Raw genomic sequence first — 20,267 nt, 5'->3', positions numbered from 1 at the left:
CCGCCCAAACAGTTCACAACCGAAAGCTATGGCAATGACCGCCACACAGAAATCTTCCGCGCCCATGTCATGGGGCGGCCATATCAACGCCTCTATTCTATTGGGGTTGCCGTTGGTGGGCAGTCATGTGGCGCAAATGCTGACCCATATCACCGATGTGGTCATGCTGGGCTGGTATCAGGTCGAGGCTTTGGCGGGCGTGGTTCTGGCATCGCAACTGTATTTCATCGTCTTCATTGTTGGATCAGGCTTCGCCTTTGCTATTATGCCCATGTGCGCCACCGCGCTTGGGGCCGAAAATGACAGACAAGTGCGCAGGTCTGTACGGATGGGCGCATGGCTGGTCACGCTTTACGGGGTCCTGTTTGCGGTGCCTTTGTGGTTCCTTGAACCAATCCTTCTGGCGTTGGGGCAGCAGCCCGATTTGGCACAGATTGCCCAAGATTACATGCGCATTGCAGTGTTGGGCCTGTTCCCAAGCCTGTGGATTATGGTGCTGAAAAGCTATCTTTCAGCGTTGGAACGCGCACAAATTGTTCTGATCGCCACTTTGGTGGCCGCCGCAGCAAACATCGTGTTCAACTACGCCTTTATCTTTGGCAATTTGGGTTTTCCTGAAATGGGCGCAAAAGGCGCGGCTTGGGCATCCGTCTTAACCATCACCCTCGATTTTGTATTTTTGCTGGTCTATTGCCGCGTTCTGCCTGCGTTAAAAAAATACGAACTGTTCCAAAACCCATTTCGATTTGATCGCGAAGCCTTTGTTGAAACGTTCAAACTCGGCTGGCCGATTTCGCTTACACTACTGGCTGAAACAACATTGTTTTCAGCGGCAACCATCATGGTGGGGTGGTCGGGAACCATCGCGCTGGCCGCACATGGCATTGTTCTGCAAATCACATCCGTTGGCTTTATGATCCCCTTGGGTATTTCCAATGTTGGCACCATTCGCGGGGGCAGGGCGCTTGGCCGCAAGGACAAACTGCATTTGAAACGCGCCGCTGCGGTTGTGATGTGGGGCGCATTTGCCGTGTCCTTGGTGTCGTTGACCCTGTATCTGACCGTTCCAGAATTTTTGATGCGGCTGTTTGTGGACCCAAGTGAACCCAACCTCGATGCGATTGTAGAAATCGGCGTTCTGTTGTTGTTGGTGTCTGCAGCTTTTCAAATTGTCGATGCCATGCAAGTGGCCGCCCTCGGTCTGTTGCGCGGCATCAAAGACACCACCGTGCCCATGATCCTCGCAGTATTCAGCTATTGGATCGTTGGCATGCCTTCGGCCTATATCCTCGGGTTTCCATTGGGATACGGTGCTCAAGGGGTATGGGGTGGTTTGGTCATCGGCCTGACTGTAGCCGCGATCACAATGATCTGGCGATACCTGAAATTACAGCGGAATTTGGATTTTTCAGCCGCCTGAAATCTTAGACTTTATAACTTAAAGCCACCCAATAAGGTGTGCTGTCAGAAAAACTGACCCGCTCAAATCCACCAGCCTCAAGCATCGCCGTGATCTCTGCGCGGCTAAACCGCTGTTCCAGCTTCGTCCCAAACCGATCCAACGCATCATTACGCATCTGATAAAACGGTTTATCGCGGTAATCAGACAGGGGAACGGAATTAACCCCACCGCCGAGCTTTTCAATCAACGCAGCGCCGCGAGCCAAAGGCCAATACACCAAGGCCGCAATTACATCGCAAATCGGTTTTTTGACGGGATGGGGCAGGGCCGAAATGACCCGACGCACCACATTTGATACCTGCCAAATCCCCCGAAACCAAAGGGGGCGGTTTTCAAAATTGTAATACAGATACAGCAGGAACGGCGCGCCCGATTTCAGCAATCGCCCACAGTCGGCAATACCCCGTGCCGTGTCTGGGATATGATGCAACACCCCCAGCGAATAGCCGAAGTCTTGCGATCCTGTTTCGATTGAACAGCTTGAAACATCCTCATTCAGAAAAGATACATTTTCGGCCCCAGATAGGTTGCGTTTGGCAACGTCAATCGCTGCACTTGGGTCAACACAAATCAGATGCCCCACACGATCCGCCACAAACCGCGCCCAACGCCCTGTGCCGCACCCCATGTCAAACCCGCTGGCATCTTCGGGCAGGGCGTCAAATGGGAAAATCCCGAAATACTGCTCAAAGTTCTTTTGCAGCTCGGGGCCCGATAACCCAGCGAAATCAAACGCTTCCCACTCCGCGCCAAAATCCTTCACAACGGCCCAATCCACATTCTCGCTGCGGCTGTTATCTGTCATTTTACCCATAATTGCCCTCTTCCTCTTCTCGCCACGCGCAAACCCACTCAATCCCCATTGACCCGCGCTGGCAATACATCCGTCAAATCACCACGCTTCAACAAACCATCGGCAACAAATTCTGCACCCCATTGTGTCAGGTGAAACCCGTCATGACTCAATGGTCGACCCTGCTGATCAGTAATCACAACACCATCCGCATTTTCCAACAGGGGTTGCACGCTCAAATACCGCGGCCCAATGATCCCAGCCGTTTTTTTCTCGGCCTGCACACGCGCCGTATCAGGTGGGTTTCGCAGCAGCGCCCGATTGGCAGGATCAATTCGCGCTATCCAGTTTAGGTTGGCGCCAAAAGTCTTTGATCCCACGTAATAAACTGCACTTTGTCTATCCACACATTCAAACTGACTAGGTCCAACGGGCGTCACCACGAAAATTACATTGGCTAAAGAGGCCAGATCACAAACCCGCCGATCGTTGCGGTACACAATCTCCATGGCCTCATGATCAAAACCTTCCCGTAAAACATGCACCCAATCGCGCGCGTAACTGTTTCCAATCACCAGAACACGGACTTTATCGGTTTGAAACGCTGGTGCGCGATAAGCCATGGCTTGCCTGTTAAATTCAGGCCCCATCTGCGCTTGAGGCACCAATTCTGGGTCCCAAACCCGCGCAGGAAATCCCTTACTCTGATGGGCGGCCAATCCAAATCCCGCAAACACCGCCCCTAGGCACAGCACTGTCACCAGAAACGAACGCCGCGAAACTATGTCTCGGTCGCGAAACGGCCCTTCTACATAACGCCAACTGGCCCAGCCAAGCCCAATAGCCATGCCGAGCAATCCCAATAAGAACAGATCACTGGGTGCTTCGGCGCTGTAAATCCCAGCCAAAGCCAACACCGGCTGATGCCACAAATAGGCGCTATAAGAAATTAGCCCCAATCCCACCAAAACGGGCCGCGCCAAAAGCCAATGAACCACCAAACCTGGACGCAGCACTTGGATCAGTAAAACAGACCCCAAACACACCAAAATACGCCCCAAAATCGGATCATGCCCACCTGTGACAAACAGGCTCCACAGGATCAAAATGCCCCCCAACAGGGCAAACAGTTCAGATGGCCAACGGCTCAGCTGTACACTGCGAAGCGCGCAAAACGAGCCCAACAGAAATTCCCAACCGCGAAACGGCAAAAGATAAAACGCCGCTTCGGGCGCGGCCTGCATGGCCCAGAGCCACGCCGCCCCGCTCAGGACGAACAACAGCGCAAAAACCACCCACAGCCCACGCCGCCCTAATTTCCACAATCCCATGACCAGCAACGGAAAAAACAGATAGTATTGTTCTTCAATAGCCAAGGACCACGTGTGTAACAGAGGCTTAAACTGTGTCTGCAGATCCCAATATCCGGCGGTCAGATACAAAAGAATGTTGTTGCCAAAGAACAGGCTCGCCACCACTGACTGGCCATAATTTTCCAAAGCATCGGGCAACATCCAGACCCATGCGAATGGCGATATACACAGGATCACCAACAACAACGCGGGCAACAGCCGCCGCGCTCTTCGTTCCAGAAATCCGAAAAAGGAAAATTGGGATTCGTCTGCCTCTTTCAGGATCAAGCGGGTGATCAAATACCCCGAAATCACCAGAAAAATATCAACGCCGAGATAGCCCCCTTTGAACCCTTCAAACCCCGCATGGTATCCCATCACAGGCAGCAGCGCGATGGCCCGCAACCCGTCGATATCCGCACGATAATCGGGATTTACATCTGGCTTCTTGAATGGATGAGAGGTCAGTTCAGCCAATCGGGATTATTCCCATTCAATTGTACCGGGCGGTTTTGACGTGATGTCATAAGTCACCCGATTGATACCTTCGACTTCGTTGATAATCCGCGTGGCTGTTTCTCCAAGAAACTCGTGGGAAAACGGGTAATAATCTGCTGTCATCCCATCCACAGACGTGACCGCCCGTAACGCGCAAGCATAGTCATAGGTGCGCCCATCACCCATCACCCCGACAGTTTTTACAGGCAAGATTGCCACAAACGCTTGCCAGATTTCATCATACAATCCGTGCTTGCGGATTTGATCGATGTAAACCGCATCCGCCTTGCGCAAGATGTCCAGTTTCGGGCGGGTGATTTCTCCTGGGCAACGGATCGCTAGGCCTGGTCCTGGGAACGGATGCCGACCGATAAAGCTGGCAGGCAGACCCAATTCACGCCCCAAGGCACGCACTTCGTCTTTAAACAACTCGCGCAGAGGCTCTACCAGTTTCAATCCCATTTTTTCGGGCAATCCACCCACATTATGGTGGCTTTTGATCGTCACCGACGGCCCACCAGAAAAGGAAACGCTTTCAATCACATCAGGATAGAGCGTGCCTTGCGCCAAAAACTTTGCATCACCCACCGCTGTGGCGTGTTTTTGGAACACATCAATAAACAGCTTCCCGATGATTTTGCGTTTGGTTTCTGGATCGGATTGCCCATCAAGCGCGCCCAAGAACAATTCCTGCTCATCTGCATGGATCAGCGGCATGTTGTAATTGTCACGGAACATCGTGACCACTTCTTCCGCTTCCCCTTGGCGCAGCAAACCGTGATCCACAAACACACAGGTCAGCTGATCGCCAATCGCTTCGTGGATCAACACCGCCGCGACCGAGGAATCAACACCCCCAGACAAACCACAAATCACCTTTGCATCGCCCACTTGCTCGCGGATCGCCGCAATGGCCTGTTCGCGGTAGGCACCCATGGTCCAATCACCGCTAAATCCAGCGTGTTTGATGAAATTCTCGTACAGTTTTGCACCCTTTGGGGTGTGATGCACTTCGGGATGAAACTGCACCGCATAAAAATCGCGGCTGGTGTCCGCTGTTATGGCATAAGGCGCGTTTGGCGACGTGCCATAAACATCAAAACCGGGGGCCAGCTTGCTCACGTGATCCCCATGAGACATCCAAACCTGCTCGTCGCCGTCAGCAAACCAACCGTCCAACAGTCCAAGCGATCCTTCAGGTTTCACGAACGCGCGGCCAAATTCTGCCGTACCACCGCCACCAGAGATTTTGCCACCCTCAACTTTGCCGCCCAACTGCTCCATCATCACCTGTTGGCCATAGCAAATGCCCAGAACGGGCAATCCTGCGCTCCACAGGCTCTCGGGTGCGCGTGGGCTGCCGTCGCGTGTCACACTGTCAGGGCCACCAGACAGGATTACCGCTTTGGGCGCAAATTCTGCCAAAAACGCGTCTGTCACCAACTGATAGGGATGAATTTCACAATATACATTCAATTCGCGCAATCGCCGCGCAATCAACTGCGTCACCTGAGAGCCGAAATCAATAATCAGCAAGCGTTCGTGTGTTACAGCGGCGGCGGGGGCGTTGGAAGTATCTGTCATGGCAGGTCAATAAGAAACACATCATAGAATCGCAAGGCCCAGTTTGGCGCAACGGCACACTTGCATGATGATCCTACCCGACAAATGATACCTGCAAAGGAGTTTCCCATGCCTCACATCGGTCCAGACGTCACGCTCAATGATCCTGCATTCATTCATGACACCGCCTTGTTGCACGGCAAGGTAACACTAGGGCAGGGCACATCTGTGGGGCCTTATGTGGTGACACGCGCCGAAATGCACGAAATCACCATTGGCGCGCGCACCAATATCCAAGACCACGTTATGATTCACGTTGGATACGATACGCCAACCCTTGTGGGCGAAGACTGTTCGATCACCCACCGCGTGGTTTTGCACGGCTGCACCCTTGGGGATCGCGTGTTGATCGGCATTGGCGCAACCATCATGGATGGCGCAAAAATTGGCAACAATTCCATCGTTGCAGGCCATTCCATCGTGACCGAAGGGTCTGTATTCCCCGAAAATTCCATAATCGCAGGCAGCCCAGCCAAGCTGATCAAAACCCGCGACAATTCCACCGCAAATCTGATGAATGCACGGTTTTATTACCAAAACGCCCTGAACTACGCGAAGGGGATCGAGCGCTTTACCCCAGACGATTTCAAAGCTCTGCAAGGCTAAGACGGCAAAAAACCGACACCCAATGTCGCTATGCGCTCACAAACGACGATTCCGCACACTAACGGGTCTGCGATTCCTCTAAATCATGGGGCAACTTTGAATTTGTCTCTGATCTAAGGACCTCTCCCATGTCTGATGAAGCACAATCTCCTCGTCGTCGCGCCCGTGGTGGCGGTGGTGCTGCGCGCCGCGCTGAACGTACTGCTGTTCGGATCGAAGCCGCGAAATACATCGAGCGGAACATTCCGAACTTTGAGGTCCTGAACGAAGAAGCGTTGCAAATCATCGAAACCAACGCTGAAACCATCCTCGAAGAAATCGGCGTCAATTTCCCCGATAACCCAGCCGCCATTGAACGTTGGAAAAACGCAGGGGCAGATATTGATGGGGAACGGGTGCGCATCCCACGTGGCTTGGCCCGTGAATTGATCAAAACCGCCCCTTCTGAATACATCCAACACGCCCGCAATCCAGATCGCAATGTGCGCGTAGGCGGTAATTCCATGGTTCTGGCCCCCGTTTACGGCCCGCCTTTCGTGCGCGACATGGATGGCGGCCGTCGCTATGCCACGATGGATGATTTCAACAAAATGGTGAAACTGATCTACATGTCTAAATGGGTACACCATTCAGGCGGTACGGTTTGTGAACCAACAGATGTGGCGGTGAACAAACGTCACCTCGATATGCTGTATTCGCATATGACCTTGTCCGACAAACCTTACATGGGGTCTGTAACCGCACCAGAACGGGCCGTTGATTCCGTGAAAATGTCTGAAATCCTGTTCGGCGGCTCCATTCAGGACAAAACAGTGATGACGTCACTGATCAACATCAACTCACCTATGGTGTTTGACGACATCATGATGGGCGCGATGGAGGTTTACGCAAAAGCCAACCAAGCCTGTATCGTGTCTCCGTTCATCGTGGGCGGCGCGATGGCCCCGGTATCTGTAGCGGGCACGCTGACACAGGTTTTGGCCGAAGCACTTGCAGGCGTCGCCTATAACCAGCTGTGCAACCCTGGTGCGCCTGTCATTATGGGGGCCTTTGTGACCTCCATCGACATGAACTCAGGTGCGCCAACCTTTGGCACGCCGGAAGCCTCCAAAATTCTGTACGGGGCAGGGCAACTCGCCCGCCGTTTGAACCTGCCGTTCCGGTCTGGTGGCTCCTTGTGTGGCTCTAAACTTCCAGATGCACAGGCCGCATATGAAACCGCCAACACACTGAATGCCGCATTGCTTGGTGGTGTGAACTTCTGTCTGCACGCGGCAGGTTGGCTCGAAGGTGGTTTGGTCACATCATTTGAAAAATTCGTTATGGATGCAGATCAACTTGGCGTCTTGCACTCCATCGCCGAAGGCGTGGATATGTCCGAAAACGGCCAAGCTATGGATGCCATCCGCGAAGTGGGACCAGCAGGGCATTACCTTGGTTGCGATCACACGCAACGCAACTTCAAAGACAGCTTCTGGAAGTCTGGTGTGCTGGATTACAAACCCTACGAAACATGGGTAGATGATGGGTCCAAAGACACCATGCAGCTGGCCAATGAAAAGGTGAAACGCATGTTGTCTGAATACACACAGCCCGCGATTGATCCCGCAATTGACGAAGCATTAAAGGCCTATATCGCAGACCGCAAAGCCTCCGAACCAGACGCGTTTGGCTAACAAAACAGAATCGACGTTGCGTCACAGACAATTTGGAAATCTGTGACGTAACGGCCTGCTTTGCCGTTTCTGGGTCGGCTATCATCATCTTGAGCATCATTGAAAGGATGCCAAAATGACCGATCCCGAAAACCATGTTGCGACATTAAACGCCATAAATGCCCTTGCGCCTTTCAACACGTGGGCCGGGCTAGAGGTGTTGAGCGCCTCTGCGGGTCACGCCGAAATCGCAATCAATTGGCGCACAGAATTTGGCCAATACGCGGGTTTTCTGCACGCGGGTATGGTGGGCGCTCTTTTGGACACCGCCTGCGGATTTGCCGCCGTTAACCAAGTCGGCCCCGTACTCACCTCCCACTTTTCCGTCAGTTGCCTGCGACCTGCCGTCGGCGAACGGTTCATTGCCCGCGCCACGCTCATTAAACCTGGCAAGGTTCAGTGTTTCGCCAAAGCCGAGTTGTTTGGCATCACAAAAGGATCAGAAAAATTGGTCGCCACAGGCGAAGCAATTATGGTTGTTACAGGCAGTCCTGTTTCAGGCTAACCACGTGTGGGGCACAAACGGGTCACATCGCGTTTCATACCGTCATAATCAATCATTCGCATGAATTTCTGCGAAAAGGATTCTGTTTGTATGCTCAATTCAACAGGACCAACCCGATTTTCCCGCTCAATCTCATAAAGCATGTCCTCATTCGTGGTCAGGTCTGGCACGACCCAAGTTTCGGGATAATCCTGAATGGGCAGGAACGATCTGCTTTGAAATCCGCCGATGCGAATTTCTGTACGCAGCTTACGGCTGGCTTCCCGTTCTGCGGGGTAATAGCTGATGTAAACCAAATCTTCTTCTGTGCGTTTTGACACAGAAAACAGCCCATCTTGGGTGCCACATTGGTGCGAGTCCCGCCGCTCACACACCATAGCGGTACAGGTCATCGCATTGTTTTCGCGAGTATAGCGAACAATTCGGTAATCCGTTGTCCCGCTTTCGATGTTTTCTTTGGTGACTTCTGCCGTTGCACTGATCGGCATACTGCCAAGGGCAATAAGACTGGTTGTAAGGATGGTAATAAATCGACGTGGCATAGCAGGCTAATCTCATAGGGTCAGGAATGAGATGACTATGGCAGGGGCAGACCCGTCGATCAATACCCCCGCCAAATCCAGCCACCACCCCATATGCGCGTGCCTTCAGTTTCGTAAAACACACAGGCTTGCCCAGGTGCGACACCTTCTTCAGCAGATAGCAATTCAACTTCTGCTTCTGTGGCAGACAAAGGCCTCACAATGGCCTCTTTGGGCGCACGGGTCGATCGAACACGCACAGATACATGCCATTCTTCGCGGCTCTCAAATGGCGCGTCACCCAACCAGTTAATCTCGCGCACAGGGACCGTGCGCGTGGCCAAGGCCTCCTTGGGCCCAACAATCACATGCTTTTTGTCCACGTCGAGTTTCACCACATACAACGGCTCGCGCCCGCCAATGCCCAAACCGCGCCGTTGGCCGATGGTGTAATGGATCACGCCTTTATGTTCGCCCAACACTTCACCATCCATGTGAACGATTTCACCTGGATCAGCGGCCCCTGGACGCAGCTTTTCAATCACAGCGGCATAAGATCCGTTTGGCACAAAGCAAATATCTTGGCTGTCAGGTTTATCCGCCACAGGCAGGCCAAATTTCTTGGCCAATGCACGGGTTTCTGCTTTTGATGTCAGATGCCCCAGCGGAAAACGCAGATAATCCAACTGCTCTTGTTTGGTGGAAAACAGGAAATAGCTTTGATCGCGATCCCCATCCGCCGCCTTGTGCAACTCTGCTTTTTCCTTGCCCATAAAGCGTTGGATATAATGACCCGTCGCCATGCAATCCGCATCCAAATCCTTGGCCGTTTCCAACAGATCGCGAAATTTCACCCGCTCGTTGCAACGAATACAGGGCACGGGTGTAGCGCCTGCCAAATAACTGTCGGCAAACTCATCAATCACGCTTTCCTTGAACTTGTTTTCATAGTCCAAAACATAATGCGGAAAGCCCATCTCCTCGGCCACACGCCGTGCATCATGAATATCACGCCCTGCGCAACACGCGCCTTTTTTGGCCAGCGCCGCACCGTGATCATACAATTGCAACGTTATGCCAACCACGTCATAGCCCTCAGATGCCAATTGCGCTGCCACAACAGAACTGTCTACGCCCCCAGACATAGCCACCAAGACACGCGTGTCCTTTGGCGCTTTGGCAAAGCCCAATGAGTTTAGTTCTGGGGTCGGTGTATCCAGTGCCATGCGATTATCATTTCCGTAAAACGCCCATTGCAGAAGGTTTGGGCCGATTTGTGACGGAATATAGTAAAACCTTATGGGTTCTCAAGGGTGAGGTTCACCCATTGTTAGGAGTTTAAGCAGATTTTGGCCTTTCAAACCCACGTTAAAGGTAAATTATGTATATCCGTAAGGAAACAGGCCCCGTTTATGTCACCCTCCCAGATGGGTCGAGGTTAAGCCGATCTGACTTGCCCCCCAAAGACACATCCCGATGGGTCGCACGCCGCAAAGCCAAGGTCGTGGCCGCAGTTGTCAGTGGATTGATCTCAGAAGAAGAAGCATGTGAGACGTACGCGCTTACCACAGACGAGCTGAAAGAATGGATTAACGCAGTGAAATCATTTGGTCCTGCGGCTCTGCGCGTGACCGCTTTGCAGAAATATCGACAGGCCGACCCGTAAAGACACCGCAATAATTGCAAAACATAGACAACTTAAAGTAGTTTTGATAAAAGTTAATTGCCGTAACCTCTGATTAACCATCTGCTGATTAACTATTTGCAGTGCAACATCAAGGATTGGAATTGAAATGCGTATTTTATTGGTAGAGGACGATCCAACAACGTCCCGCAGTATCGAGTTTATGTTGGCCAACGCCAACCTCAACGTCTATGCCACGGATTTGGGGGAGGAAGGCATCGATCTTGCGAAACTCTATGATTATGACCTCATTTTGTTGGATTTGAACCTTCCAGACATCACAGGACACGAAGTTTTGCGCCAATTGCGTGTGGCTAAGGTGCAAACACCAATCCTCATTCTGTCTGGAAACGACGATGCCGCCGAAAAGGTTAAGGGCTTTGGATTTGGCGCTGATGATTATTTAACGAAACCATTCCACCGCGAAGAATTGGTCGCCCGTATCCACGCAATCGTGCGCAGATCAAAGGGACACGCACAATCAGTGATTGAAACAGGCCAGATTTCGGTGAACCTCGACGCCAAAACAGTGGAGGTGGAAGGCAACACAGTCCACCTCACAGGGAAAGAGTATCAAATGCTTGAACTTTTGTCCTTGCGCAAAGGTACGACCCTGACCAAAGAAATGTTCCTCAACCATCTTTATGGCGGCATGGATGAACCGGAATTGAAAATTATCGATGTGTTCATCTGTAAACTGCGCAAAAAACTGGCCGAGGCCACCAACGGTGAAAATTACATCGAAACCGTTTGGGGCAGGGGATACGTTTTGCGTGATCCCATTGCCGCAGCGGTTCAAGAACCCATCGCCGCCAGCGCGTAAACAATCAAAACAACCAATCCAAATGAAGCCCTCGATTTTCGGGGGTTTCTTTTTGCTACTCAGCCATCTGCGCTGCAAGCGAAACACTATGGACGAGTCTTTGCTTGGGACATACAACTTGAGCACGGGAAAAATACGGGAACAAACCTATGTTGGCGCAGCGCAAACCGTCGGAACTGGACAAGGTAGAAGCCATTGCAGAACTGGCGCGCCTTGCAGAGATTTTGAATGCGGCAAACACGGATTATCACACCCATGATGCGCCCAAACTGAGCGACGCCGAATATGACGATCTAAAACGGCGAAACGCCGAAATCGAAGCGCTCTTTCCCGATCTCAAACGCGATGACAGCCCCTCATTGAAAGTGGGTGCGCCCATTTCTTCTGCTTTTTCCAAGGTCGAACACAGTGTGCGCATGTTGTCTTTGGGAAACGCTTTTACCGATGAAGATGTCACCGAATTTGCCGCCCGCATTCGCAAATATCTCGGCTTACGCAACACCGATTCCGTGGCCTTTACGGCAGAACCCAAAATTGATGGCCTGTCTCTGGCTTTGCGCTATGAAAACGGCACTTTGGTTCAAGCTGCCACGCGCGGTGATGGACAAACAGGCGAAAACGTCACCCTAAACGCACGCACCATCAGCGATGTACCCCACCACATCAAAGACGCACCTGCCGTGGTCGAGGTGCGCGGCGAAGTCTACATGAGCCACGCTGATTTTGACGCACTGAACGCGGCTCAAGAGGCAAAGGGCGGTAAAACATTCGCCAACCCGCGCAACGCCGCCGCAGGATCATTGCGCCAAATCAACCCTGAAATCACCAAAGAACGCCCGCTGCTGTTCTTTGCCTACGCGTGGGGAGAGCTGTCAGAACCGCTCGCCGAAACACAATTTGACGCGATTGAGCGGCTAAAATCATTTGGGTTTTCCACCAATCCGCTGACACGCCGCCATGAAACGGTGTCTTCCATGCTGGCCCACTACCAAGAGATTGAATCCCAGCGTGCCACGCTGGGCTATGACATTGACGGTGTCGTTTACAAAGTGGACGACCTGACTCTGCAATCGCGCCTTGGGTTTCGCGCGACCACGCCGCGTTGGGCCATCGCCCATAAATTCCCTGCAGAATTGGCCTATACCACGCTCGAATCCATCGAAATTCAGGTGGGCCGCACTGGGGCTATGTCCCCTGTTGCCCGCCTAAAACCCGTCACCGTAGGCGGCGTGGTTGTGTCAAACGCTACACTGCACAACGCAGATTATATCGCAGGCGTTGACAGCAAAGGCGCCCCAATCCGCGAAGGTCGCGATCTGCGCGAAGGGGATTGGGTGGAAATCTACCGCGCTGGCGATGTAATCCCCAAAGTGCGCGATGTCGACATCACAAAACGCGCCGCCACAAGCGTGCCTTACACCTTTCCTAAAACCTGTCCCGAATGCGGCTCTGACGTAGTACGCGAAGAAGGAGACAGCGTTGCCTATTGCTCTGGCGGGTTGATCTGCCCCGCACAAGCGGTTGAAAAGCTAAAACATTTTGTGTCGCGGTCTGCATTCGACATCGACGGCTTAGGTGCAAAACAGATCGAAATGTTCTTTGCTGACGTGGATCTTCCGATCAAAGAACCGGCCGATATTTTCACGTTACAGGCGCGTGACGCCGCCAACCCATTGGCCAAATTGAAAAACCGCAACGGGTTTGGCGATACATCGGTGGACAATCTGTTTTCCGCGATCAATGAAAAACGCACAATTGCGCTAAACCGTTTGATTTTCGCCCTTGGTATTCGCCATGTCGGGGAAACCAGCGGCGCACTGCTGGCACGCCATTATTCCAGCTGGACCAATTTCTTTGACGCAATGACCGCCGCAAAAGACAAATCTGGCCCCGCTTGGGACGATCTAAACGACATTGATGGCGTGGGCAGCGTTATGGCTGGCGCATTGGTCGACGCCTTTCACACTGACAGCACACGCAAAGCGATTGAACGGCTTATCGCGGAACTCGATGTCCAAGATGTGGTCGCGCCAGACACATCTGGCAGTGATGTGGCGGGCAAAACCGTTGTCTTTACAGGAACCCTTGAAAAAATGACCCGTGCAGAGGCCAAATCTCGTGCCGAGGCATTGGGAGCCAAAGTGTCAGGCTCTGTTTCCGGCAAAACGGACCTTTTGGTTGCGGGACCAGGTGCGGGCAGTAAGGCGAAAAAAGCGCAATCCCTCGGGGTGAAAATCATCAGCGAAGATGATTGGCTGGTACTGATCGAAACATGACAGCGCGCCCCGAAATCCTGTTCCCCTTGTTCGCAGATTTGCCAGTTCTGGACGGGATCGGCCCCAAAACCGCACAAAACTACGCCAAAATGGGTATTACGCGGCCCCGAGATTTGATCTTCACATTGCCGCACGGCCTAATCAATCGCCAAATCACCGCGAGCGTTCTGGACGTCGAAGCCCCCGCCGTTGCAACCGTCGAAGTCACGGTTGGGATGCACAAACCCAACGCGATCAAAGGGCGGCCTTACCGTGTTACGGTACAAGACGAACGCACCAGTTTTCAGCTTGTGTTTTTCCATGCGCGGGCCGATTGGCTGCGTGATCAGCTGCCAACGGGTCAAAAACGTGTGGTGTCTGGCAAAGTAGAGCTGTTTGACGGCATCGCGCAGATGGTTCACCCGGATTACATTCTGAAACCCGGCTTTGCTGCGGACCAAATCCCGCAAAACGAACCCCTTTATCCGCTCACACAAGGGGTCACACAAAAACAGATCGGCAAGGCAAGCCTAAGCGCGCTGACCCGCGTGCCTGATTTGGCCGAATGGATCGAACCAAGCCTGATTAAAAAACACGAATGGCCCGCGTGGAAACAGGCCGTTATCAGCGCGCACAGCCCTGAAAAAATCAGCGATCTGCACCCCGCCGCCCCTGCACGGGCGCGTTTGGCCTATGACGAATTACTGGCCCACCAACTGACGCTCGCCTTAGCCCGCAATTCCCAACGCAAGAAAAAGGGCGTCATTACCGAAGGCAACGGGCATCTGCGCAACAAAGTATTGGCGGCACTTCCCTATACCGCCACAGGCGCACAACTGCGCGCGTTTGAAGAAATCACAGCCGATATGGCCCGCCCACGCCGCATGAACCGCTTGCTGCAAGGGGATGTGGGTTCCGGCAAAACACTGGTTGCATTGATCGCGCTGCTCGCCGCCGTAGAAGCAGGCGGGCAGGGGGTCATGATGGCCCCAACCAGCATTCTAGCGCAGCAACATCTTGAAGGATTGCAACCACTTGCGGCAGAGGCGGGCGTTGTGCTCGAAATCCTGACAGGGCGCGACAAAGGGGCCGAACGACGCGCCAAATTGGCCGCCTTGGCCGATGGAAAAATTCAAATTCTAGTGGGCACTCATGCGGTGTTTCAGGCTGATGTGCAGTTCCAAGACTTGCGCCTTGCGGTAATCGACGAACAACACCGATTTGGCGTGCGCCAACGGCTTGACCTTGGGGAAAAAGGCCGCGCCGTTGATATTCTGGTGATGACCGCCACCCCAATCCCGCGCTCGTTAGAGCTGGCAAATTATGGCGATATGGATGTTTCTGTGCTGGATGAAAAACCCGCAGGGCGCAAACCCATTGAAACAGTCCTAGTCTCCCAAAGCCGTTTGGAACAGGTGATTTCCCGCCTGAAAACAGCCATTGCCGAGGGGCGACAGGCCTATTGGGTCTGCCCTTTGGTGGGCGAAAGCGAAGTCAAAGACTGGGCCGCCACAGAAGACCGATATCGGATGTTACGCGTGGCCTTAGGCGAAGAAAACGTGGGCATGGTCCACGGGCAATTGCCCCCAGCCGATAAAGACGCCGCCATGAAAGACTTCATCGAAGGGCGTACCAAGGTTCTTGTCGCAACCACAGTGATCGAAGTTGGCGTGAATGTCCCAAGCGCCTCCATCATGGTCATCGAACAGGCCGAAAGTTTCGGCCTGGCCCAGCTCCACCAGTTGCGCGGCAGGGTCGGGCGCGGATCAGAGGCATCAACCTGCCTCCTGATGTACGGAACCCTTGGCCAAACCGCTGAACGGCGTTTGAAAACCATGCGCGACACGGATGATGGATTTAAGATCGCCGAAGAGGATCTGAAAATTCGTGGATCTGGCGATGTTTTAGGCGTGGCACAATCAGGCCTACCACGCTTTCAAATTGCCGATTTAGAAACCCAAAGCGATTTGATGAAAATTGCGCAAGATGACGCTCGACTATTGCTCTCAACGGATCCAAATCTGCAATCAGACCGCGGAAATGCGGCACGAACGCTGCTTTATTTGATGGAACAGGACAAAGCTATTCGTTTTATTTCAGTGGGTTAGCAGAAAGTTCGCAAATGTTCTCATTTTATTCTTGAAAATGGTAAACAAATATAGAACATTACAGGAACTGACGAGAACAAAACAACATTGAGGTCCAAAATGATCCGCCAAATGATCCAAATCCTGAGCAACAACGCCCTAAACGTCCTTGAGGACCTTGCCGGTGTTTCCGCAATTTTTGTGATGATGCTGGTCGTTTTGCACCTGCCTGTTACGTCCCTCTAAGTTTCGTCCGCGGTTCGCAAGCCGCTTCAGGGTTTCTTAGTCTCGTTTGAAACCCTGCGGTATCTGGATGTTGCCTCGTCCCTGATGATACCCCGCCGTCCCCTTACGGCCGAAACGTTGCCTCGTTTCAACTGCTTGCAACCAACCGCTTACTTTGCGCCGCACCCAAACTGGGTTGCGGCGTTTTTTTATGCAGTTTCGTCCAGGGAATCCAATGCGGCCACCGTGGCATCAAACGCCAACAAAATGGACGCATGACGGTTTTTATAGGCTTTGGCTGGCTCTAAAACCTTCAACCTATCAAAGGGCGCATCTGGGGCAGGGCCATCCGATTTTAACATAGCCGCCAATTGATCACGCCCTGTTCGGATGGATTCAAGGGATTGCCCAATCACCGATGCGCCCAAAACACTGGCCGCCGCTTGCCCCAATGCACAGGCCTTAACGTCCTGTCCAAAATCAGAAACAACACCGTCTTTCACCGCCACATCGACCGTAACCGTTGACCCACACAACGGGGAACGTTTCATCTCTGATCGGTCTGGCGTATCGAGCCGTTCACTGTGGGGGATATGCGCCGCCAGAGCCAAAATCTGGTTGGAATAGAGTTTAATCATATCGGATGCGTCAGCCATTACGCAGCCCTTTCGTTTTCTCGCTTACCCCATTAACTAGGCTTCCAAACAGTCCTTGGAAAGAGGAACCCGCGCATCATGACAAAATTTGATCCAACCAGTCTGAAATTTAACGATGCTGGCCTTTTGCCCGCCATCGCCCAGCAACACGACACAGGCGAAGTTCTCATGCTCGCATGGATGAACGCCCAAGCCGTAGCCATGACGCTGGAAACAGGGCAGGTGACGTATTGGTCTCGGTCCAGATCAGAGTTTTGGGTCAAAGGAAAAACTTCCGGCCACACCCAACGTTTGATCGACATGCGCATTGATTGTGACCGCGACTGCATTCTTGTGCTGGTGGATCAAACAGGGGCAGCATGCCACACAAACCGCAGAAATTGTTTTTATACCAGCGTTTTGGACGGTGAAGAGGTGGAATTACTTAAGCCGATGAACCAACCGCAGCCTTAACATCCGCCACACTCCAACCCGCTTGGCGTAGGGCCGATATGGCCAGCGCATCATGTCGTTTTGCCAAACGTTTACCCGTGTCATCACGGATCAATCGGTGGTGTCGATAGGTTGGCGTTGCATAGCCAAACAACCTTTGCAGCAGCACATGGATCGGCGTGGCAGGTGCCATGTCCAAGCCGCGCGTCACATGGGTAACCTCTTGAAATGCGTCATCCACCACCACGGCAATATGATAAGACGTGCCAATGTCTTTGCGCGCCAGAACAATGTCGCCACAATGCTTAACCAGAAACGCAGTATCGAATGATTTAGGACCAGCATCCTCGCCAATTTCGCGGTATTTGACGTCTGAAGTCCCCAAAAACTTCACCGCTTTGCGCATGTCCAAACGGATCGCGTCATTTTCCCCGCCAGAAATCCGATGGCGACAGGTTCCGGGGTAAATCACCCCATCAGGTCCCATCGCCGCATCGTCCCCTTCTTGGGGTGCAGACAATGCCACAGCGATATCTTTGCGTGTACAAGAACAGGGATAGGTCAGCCCCATCTGTGTAAGCTGATCTACGGCCTCCTGATACCGTTCCAATCTATCTAATTGATGCAAAACAGGCGTGTCCCAACGGATCCCCAGCCATCGCAAATCGTCATAAATTGCATCGACATATTCGGGTTTGCACCGTGGCCCGTCTATGTCTTCGATCCGCAACAAAAAACGCCCTTTGGCCTCTTGCGCCGCTTCAAACGCGGTCAACGCCGAAAACGCATGTCCCAGATGCAAAAGCCCTGTGGGCGATGGGGCAAACCGTTCAATGGTCACAATCGCACAATCACGTAAACATTCGAATTCATGTTCCGTTTCGGAAAATGCGGCCCATATTCTTTAAACAGCAATTCATGCGCACCCGCCGCCACCAAATCATCAACCGCTGCTTCAAACGTTGGGTCTTCAAGCGTGTGATCATTAAAAGAAAACACAAAATGCGCTCCAGTTGGCATGCTGTTCACAATGTCATGAAAAAACGAAAGCGGTGCCGCACCATTCCCGATCACACCAATCGCGGCAATCGCATCATAAGGGCCACGTGACATATCGATGGGCGCACCTGCTTGGGCCAACCAAATATTGCGATAAATCCCACGCGAACGGGCGATATCCAGCATTTCGTCGGTGATGTCGAACCCGTCGATATTTGAAAACCCCGCCTGAACCAGCGAAACGCCCGACAAACCCGTGCCACATCCAGTGTCCAGTATCAGAGCATCTGAGTCACAAAACTGCGCAAGTGCCGCTGCGCAACGGGCAGGAGTCGCATAGCCATTTTCAGCTATCTCTGCGTCATAGGTCGCCGCCCAATCCGCATAAAAATCCCGCGTTTCATCAGGCGTGTCCAGCTGATAGGCGCGATCCAAATGGTTGTTGTGTTTGGTCATGGCATTTCCCTTCACCAAAACACTAAACAGCCATCAATTCTCGCGCAACCAATCTTGCCAATCTGCCTTGGCACGGTCGGTATAGGCTTTGTAGCGATCCTTGCGATTGCGCCGCCCGCCTTTGACCCCTTCAACCAGCGGGAACAGGCCAAAATTCACATTCATTGGCTGGAACGTCTTCGCCTCTGCACCACCCGTAATATGCGTCACCAATGCTCCCATAGCCGTGGTTTGCGGCACTTCTGCTACATCGCGCCCTTGGGCTTCGGCCAGTGCAAATCGCCCCGCTAAAATTCCCATGGCCGCACTCTCGACATAGCCTTCAACCCCTGAAATCTGCCCTGCAAACCGTACATCTGGCCGTGCCTTCAAACGCATTTGATGATCCAGCAGAAGCGGAGAATTGATAAACGTATTGCGATGAATGCCGCCCAAACGGGCAAACCGCGCATTTTCCAACCCTGGGATCAGCGCAAAGGCTTCGGCCTGTTCACCGTATTTCATTTTGGTTTGAAACCCGACGATATTGTAAAGCGTGCCAAGCGCGTTATCACGGCGCAATTGCACCACTGCATAGGGCCGTTCATCTGGGTTATGCGGATTGGTTAGGCCAACAGGTTTCATCGGACCAAAGCGCAGTGTTTCGCGGCCCCGTTCCGCCATAACTTCAATCGGTAAGCAACCATCAAAGTAAGGCGTGTCTTTTTCCCAGTCTTTGAATTCTGTTTTGCCAGACTCTAAAAGCGCGTCGATAAACGCTTCATACGTGTCTTTGTCCATGGGACAGTTCAAATACGCGGTGCGCTCTTCTTCTGTATCGCCTTTGTCGTAACGGGATTGGAACCACGCTTTGGACATATCAATACTGTCTGCATAAACGATTGGCGCAATTGCATCAAAAAACGCCAGCGCCCCTTCGCCTGTTTCATCCAAAATGGCTTGAGCCAGCGCGGTCGAGGTCAACGGCCCCGTAGCAACAATGGTCTGGCCCCAGTCTTTGGGGGGCATGCCCGTGATTTCACCCCGCTCAAGGCTGACCATTGGGTGGTCTAACAACCGTTTCGTAACCGCCTCTGCGAATGGATCGCGATCCACCGCCAACGCACCCCCTGCAGGCAATTTATGGGCCTCTGCCAATTCCATGATCAAGCTGCCCGCGGCACGCATTTCCCAATGCAGCAGGCCAACAGCATTCGCTTCGTGGTCGTCAGAACGAAACGAATTCGAACACACCAACTCGGCCAGATTGTCTGTTTGGTGGGCAAATGTTCCCACGTTCGGGCGCATTTCATGAATAACAACAGGCTGTCCCGCAGATGCGAGTTGCCATGCCGCCTCGGAACCGGCCATGCCGCCGCCAATGATATGAATAGGTTTGCTCATGGCACGGATGTAGGGCAGGCCGAGCCGTTTGAAAAGGTGCAAATGTGTGGGGGTTTAGGTGTCCTCACTGCGGTAGGGGTTCGCAGTGAGGACTGGTACGAGTCCTAGGGACTGCACAAGGCCAAAGATGGGTAGCAGGCCTTGATACCATCTGTAATGAACGCGAATTGGACAAAATGGTAAAGCAACTAA

19 protein-coding genes are annotated in these 20,267 nt (G+C 52.8%); 10 read left to right on the top strand and 9 right to left on the bottom strand.

Annotated features, from left to right (window positions below):
* The first annotated feature begins 34 nt into the window (after positions 1–34).
* Positions 35–1,420 (top strand): MATE family efflux transporter, encoded by a 1,386-nt coding sequence (locus tag QBD29_RS10000; protein WP_280097947.1) that lies wholly within the window; start codon positions 35–37, stop codon positions 1,418–1,420.
* Between the two features lie 4 nt (positions 1,421–1,424).
* Here QBD29_RS10000 and QBD29_RS09995 read toward each other — a convergent pair whose 3' ends face one another.
* Genes QBD29_RS09995 through guaA form a run of 3 tightly spaced genes read right to left on the bottom strand, consistent with a single transcriptional unit; the run spans position 1,425 to position 5,689 of the window.
* Positions 1,425–2,276 carry a class I SAM-dependent methyltransferase gene (locus QBD29_RS09995; protein ID WP_280097946.1) on the bottom strand — a complete coding sequence of 284 codons (852 nt, stop codon included), beginning with the start codon at positions 2,274–2,276 and terminating at the stop codon, positions 1,425–1,427.
* A 38-nt stretch (positions 2,277–2,314) separates the two neighbouring features.
* Positions 2,315–4,084 carry an acyltransferase family protein gene (locus QBD29_RS09990; RefSeq protein ID WP_280097945.1) on the bottom strand — a complete coding sequence of 590 codons (1,770 nt, stop codon included), beginning with the start codon at positions 4,082–4,084 and terminating at the stop codon, positions 2,315–2,317.
* Positions 4,085–4,090: 6 nt separating this feature from the next.
* Positions 4,091–5,689, bottom strand: coding sequence for a glutamine-hydrolyzing GMP synthase (gene guaA, locus QBD29_RS09985; protein ID WP_280097944.1), 1,599 nt, complete (start codon positions 5,687–5,689; stop codon positions 4,091–4,093).
* Positions 5,690–5,797: 108 nt separating this feature from the next.
* Here guaA and QBD29_RS09980 point away from each other — a divergent pair, with 108 nt between their 5' ends.
* The 3 genes from QBD29_RS09980 (at position 5,798) to QBD29_RS09970 (ending at position 8,554) form a co-directional block, all read left to right on the top strand.
* Complete coding sequence (locus QBD29_RS09980; RefSeq protein WP_280097943.1) at positions 5,798–6,334, top strand: gamma carbonic anhydrase family protein; 537 nt, start codon at positions 5,798–5,800, stop codon at positions 6,332–6,334.
* 128 nt (positions 6,335–6,462) lie between these two features.
* On the top strand, positions 6,463–8,010 hold the full coding sequence (locus QBD29_RS09975; protein ID WP_280097942.1) for a trimethylamine methyltransferase family protein: 1,548 nt from the start codon (positions 6,463–6,465) through the stop codon (positions 8,008–8,010).
* Between the two features lie 115 nt (positions 8,011–8,125).
* Positions 8,126–8,554 carry a PaaI family thioesterase gene (locus tag QBD29_RS09970; protein ID WP_280097941.1) on the top strand — a complete coding sequence of 143 codons (429 nt, stop codon included), beginning with the start codon at positions 8,126–8,128 and terminating at the stop codon, positions 8,552–8,554.
* Here QBD29_RS09970 and QBD29_RS09965 read toward each other — a convergent pair.
* A complete protein-coding gene (locus QBD29_RS09965) occupies positions 8,551–9,096 on the bottom strand; it encodes a hypothetical protein (protein WP_280097940.1) in 546 nt (181 codons plus the stop codon). The two genes, QBD29_RS09970 and QBD29_RS09965, sit on opposite strands and share 4 nt — an antisense overlap.
* A 59-nt stretch (positions 9,097–9,155) precedes the next feature.
* Positions 9,156–10,301 carry a tRNA 2-thiouridine(34) synthase MnmA gene (mnmA, locus tag QBD29_RS09960; RefSeq protein ID WP_280097939.1) on the bottom strand — a complete coding sequence of 382 codons (1,146 nt, stop codon included), beginning with the start codon at positions 10,299–10,301 and terminating at the stop codon, positions 9,156–9,158.
* 155 nt (positions 10,302–10,456) lie between these two features.
* Between mnmA and QBD29_RS09955 the strand changes: the two genes are divergently transcribed.
* From QBD29_RS09955 to QBD29_RS09935, 5 genes are all read left to right on the top strand, one after another.
* Positions 10,457–10,741, top strand: a complete 285-nt coding sequence (locus QBD29_RS09955) for a DUF1153 domain-containing protein (RefSeq protein WP_280097938.1) — start codon at positions 10,457–10,459, stop codon at positions 10,739–10,741.
* 127 nt (positions 10,742–10,868) lie between these two features.
* Positions 10,869–11,582: a response regulator transcription factor CtrA gene (locus QBD29_RS09950; RefSeq protein WP_280097937.1), complete on the top strand. Its 714-nt coding sequence runs from the start codon at positions 10,869–10,871 to the stop codon at positions 11,580–11,582.
* 149 nt (positions 11,583–11,731) lie between these two features.
* Positions 11,732–13,858 (top strand): NAD-dependent DNA ligase LigA, encoded by a 2,127-nt coding sequence (gene ligA / locus QBD29_RS09945; RefSeq protein ID WP_280097936.1) that lies wholly within the window; start codon positions 11,732–11,734, stop codon positions 13,856–13,858.
* Complete coding sequence (recG, locus tag QBD29_RS09940; RefSeq protein ID WP_280097935.1) at positions 13,855–15,945, top strand: ATP-dependent DNA helicase RecG; 2,091 nt, start codon at positions 13,855–13,857, stop codon at positions 15,943–15,945. Before ligA ends, recG begins: the two co-directional genes overlap by 4 nt.
* A gap of 99 nt (positions 15,946–16,044) precedes the next feature.
* Positions 16,045–16,170: a hypothetical protein gene (locus tag QBD29_RS09935; RefSeq protein WP_280097933.1), complete on the top strand. Its 126-nt coding sequence runs from the start codon at positions 16,045–16,047 to the stop codon at positions 16,168–16,170.
* Positions 16,171–16,358: 188 nt separating this feature from the next.
* Here the strand turns inward: QBD29_RS09935 and QBD29_RS09930 are convergent, their stop codons facing one another.
* On the bottom strand, positions 16,359–16,805 hold the full coding sequence (locus tag QBD29_RS09930) for an iron-sulfur cluster assembly scaffold protein (protein WP_280097932.1): 447 nt from the start codon (positions 16,803–16,805) through the stop codon (positions 16,359–16,361).
* A gap of 78 nt (positions 16,806–16,883) precedes the next feature.
* Between QBD29_RS09930 and hisI the strand changes: the two genes are divergently transcribed.
* Entirely contained in the window at positions 16,884–17,258 is a 375-nt protein-coding gene (gene hisI / locus QBD29_RS09925; protein WP_280097931.1) for a phosphoribosyl-AMP cyclohydrolase, read from the top strand.
* Here hisI and gluQRS read toward each other — a convergent pair.
* The 3 genes from gluQRS to trmFO are packed head-to-tail and all read right to left on the bottom strand — an operon-like array spanning position 17,230 to position 20,075.
* Positions 17,230–18,078, bottom strand: coding sequence for a tRNA glutamyl-Q(34) synthetase GluQRS (gene gluQRS, locus QBD29_RS09920; protein ID WP_280097930.1), 849 nt, complete (start codon positions 18,076–18,078; stop codon positions 17,230–17,232). The two genes, hisI and gluQRS, sit on opposite strands and share 29 nt — an antisense overlap.
* Complete coding sequence (locus QBD29_RS09915; RefSeq protein WP_280097929.1) at positions 18,075–18,692, bottom strand: methyltransferase domain-containing protein; 618 nt, start codon at positions 18,690–18,692, stop codon at positions 18,075–18,077. The genes gluQRS and QBD29_RS09915 overlap by 4 nt, the downstream gene beginning before the upstream one ends.
* A 33-nt stretch (positions 18,693–18,725) precedes the next feature.
* Positions 18,726–20,075 carry a methylenetetrahydrofolate--tRNA-(uracil(54)-C(5))-methyltransferase (FADH(2)-oxidizing) TrmFO gene (gene trmFO / locus QBD29_RS09910; RefSeq protein ID WP_280097928.1) on the bottom strand — a complete coding sequence of 450 codons (1,350 nt, stop codon included), beginning with the start codon at positions 20,073–20,075 and terminating at the stop codon, positions 18,726–18,728.
* Positions 20,076–20,267: the final 192 nt, after the last annotated feature.

The sequence above is a fragment of the Amylibacter sp. IMCC11727 genome, from assembly GCF_029854195.1.
GTDB lineage: Bacteria > Pseudomonadota > Alphaproteobacteria > Rhodobacterales > Rhodobacteraceae > Amylibacter.
The sequence above is the reverse complement of the archived record's forward strand: the minus strand, read 5'-3'. Positions and strand labels throughout refer to the sequence as shown.

Excerpts from the sequence above, each read along its gene's own strand:
- QBD29_RS10000 (WP_280097947.1), top strand. The coding sequence starts at position 35 with ATGACCGCCACACAGAAATCTTCCGCGCCCATGTCATGGGGCGGCCAT.
- QBD29_RS09995 (WP_280097946.1), bottom strand. The coding sequence starts at position 2,276 with ATGGGTAAAATGACAGATAACAGCCGCAGCGAGAATGTGGATTGGGCC.
- guaA (WP_280097944.1), bottom strand. The coding sequence starts at position 5,689 with ATGACAGATACTTCCAACGCCCCCGCCGCCGCTGTAACACACGAACGC.
- QBD29_RS09980 (WP_280097943.1), top strand. The coding sequence starts at position 5,798 with ATGCCTCACATCGGTCCAGACGTCACGCTCAATGATCCTGCATTCATT.
- QBD29_RS09975 (WP_280097942.1), top strand. The coding sequence starts at position 6,463 with ATGTCTGATGAAGCACAATCTCCTCGTCGTCGCGCCCGTGGTGGCGGT.
- QBD29_RS09970 (WP_280097941.1), top strand. The coding sequence starts at position 8,126 with ATGACCGATCCCGAAAACCATGTTGCGACATTAAACGCCATAAATGCC.
- QBD29_RS09965 (WP_280097940.1), bottom strand. The coding sequence starts at position 9,096 with ATGCCACGTCGATTTATTACCATCCTTACAACCAGTCTTATTGCCCTT.
- mnmA (WP_280097939.1), bottom strand. The coding sequence starts at position 10,301 with ATGGCACTGGATACACCGACCCCAGAACTAAACTCATTGGGCTTTGCC.
- QBD29_RS09955 (WP_280097938.1), top strand. The coding sequence starts at position 10,457 with ATGTATATCCGTAAGGAAACAGGCCCCGTTTATGTCACCCTCCCAGAT.
- QBD29_RS09950 (WP_280097937.1), top strand. The coding sequence starts at position 10,869 with ATGCGTATTTTATTGGTAGAGGACGATCCAACAACGTCCCGCAGTATC.
- ligA (WP_280097936.1), top strand. The coding sequence starts at position 11,732 with ATGTTGGCGCAGCGCAAACCGTCGGAACTGGACAAGGTAGAAGCCATT.
- recG (WP_280097935.1), top strand. The coding sequence starts at position 13,855 with ATGACAGCGCGCCCCGAAATCCTGTTCCCCTTGTTCGCAGATTTGCCA.
- QBD29_RS09935 (WP_280097933.1), top strand. The coding sequence starts at position 16,045 with ATGATCCGCCAAATGATCCAAATCCTGAGCAACAACGCCCTAAACGTC.
- QBD29_RS09930 (WP_280097932.1), bottom strand. The coding sequence starts at position 16,805 with ATGGCTGACGCATCCGATATGATTAAACTCTATTCCAACCAGATTTTG.
- hisI (WP_280097931.1), top strand. The coding sequence starts at position 16,884 with ATGACAAAATTTGATCCAACCAGTCTGAAATTTAACGATGCTGGCCTT.
- QBD29_RS09915 (WP_280097929.1), bottom strand. The coding sequence starts at position 18,692 with ATGACCAAACACAACAACCATTTGGATCGCGCCTATCAGCTGGACACG.
- trmFO (WP_280097928.1), bottom strand. The coding sequence starts at position 20,075 with ATGAGCAAACCTATTCATATCATTGGCGGCGGCATGGCCGGTTCCGAG.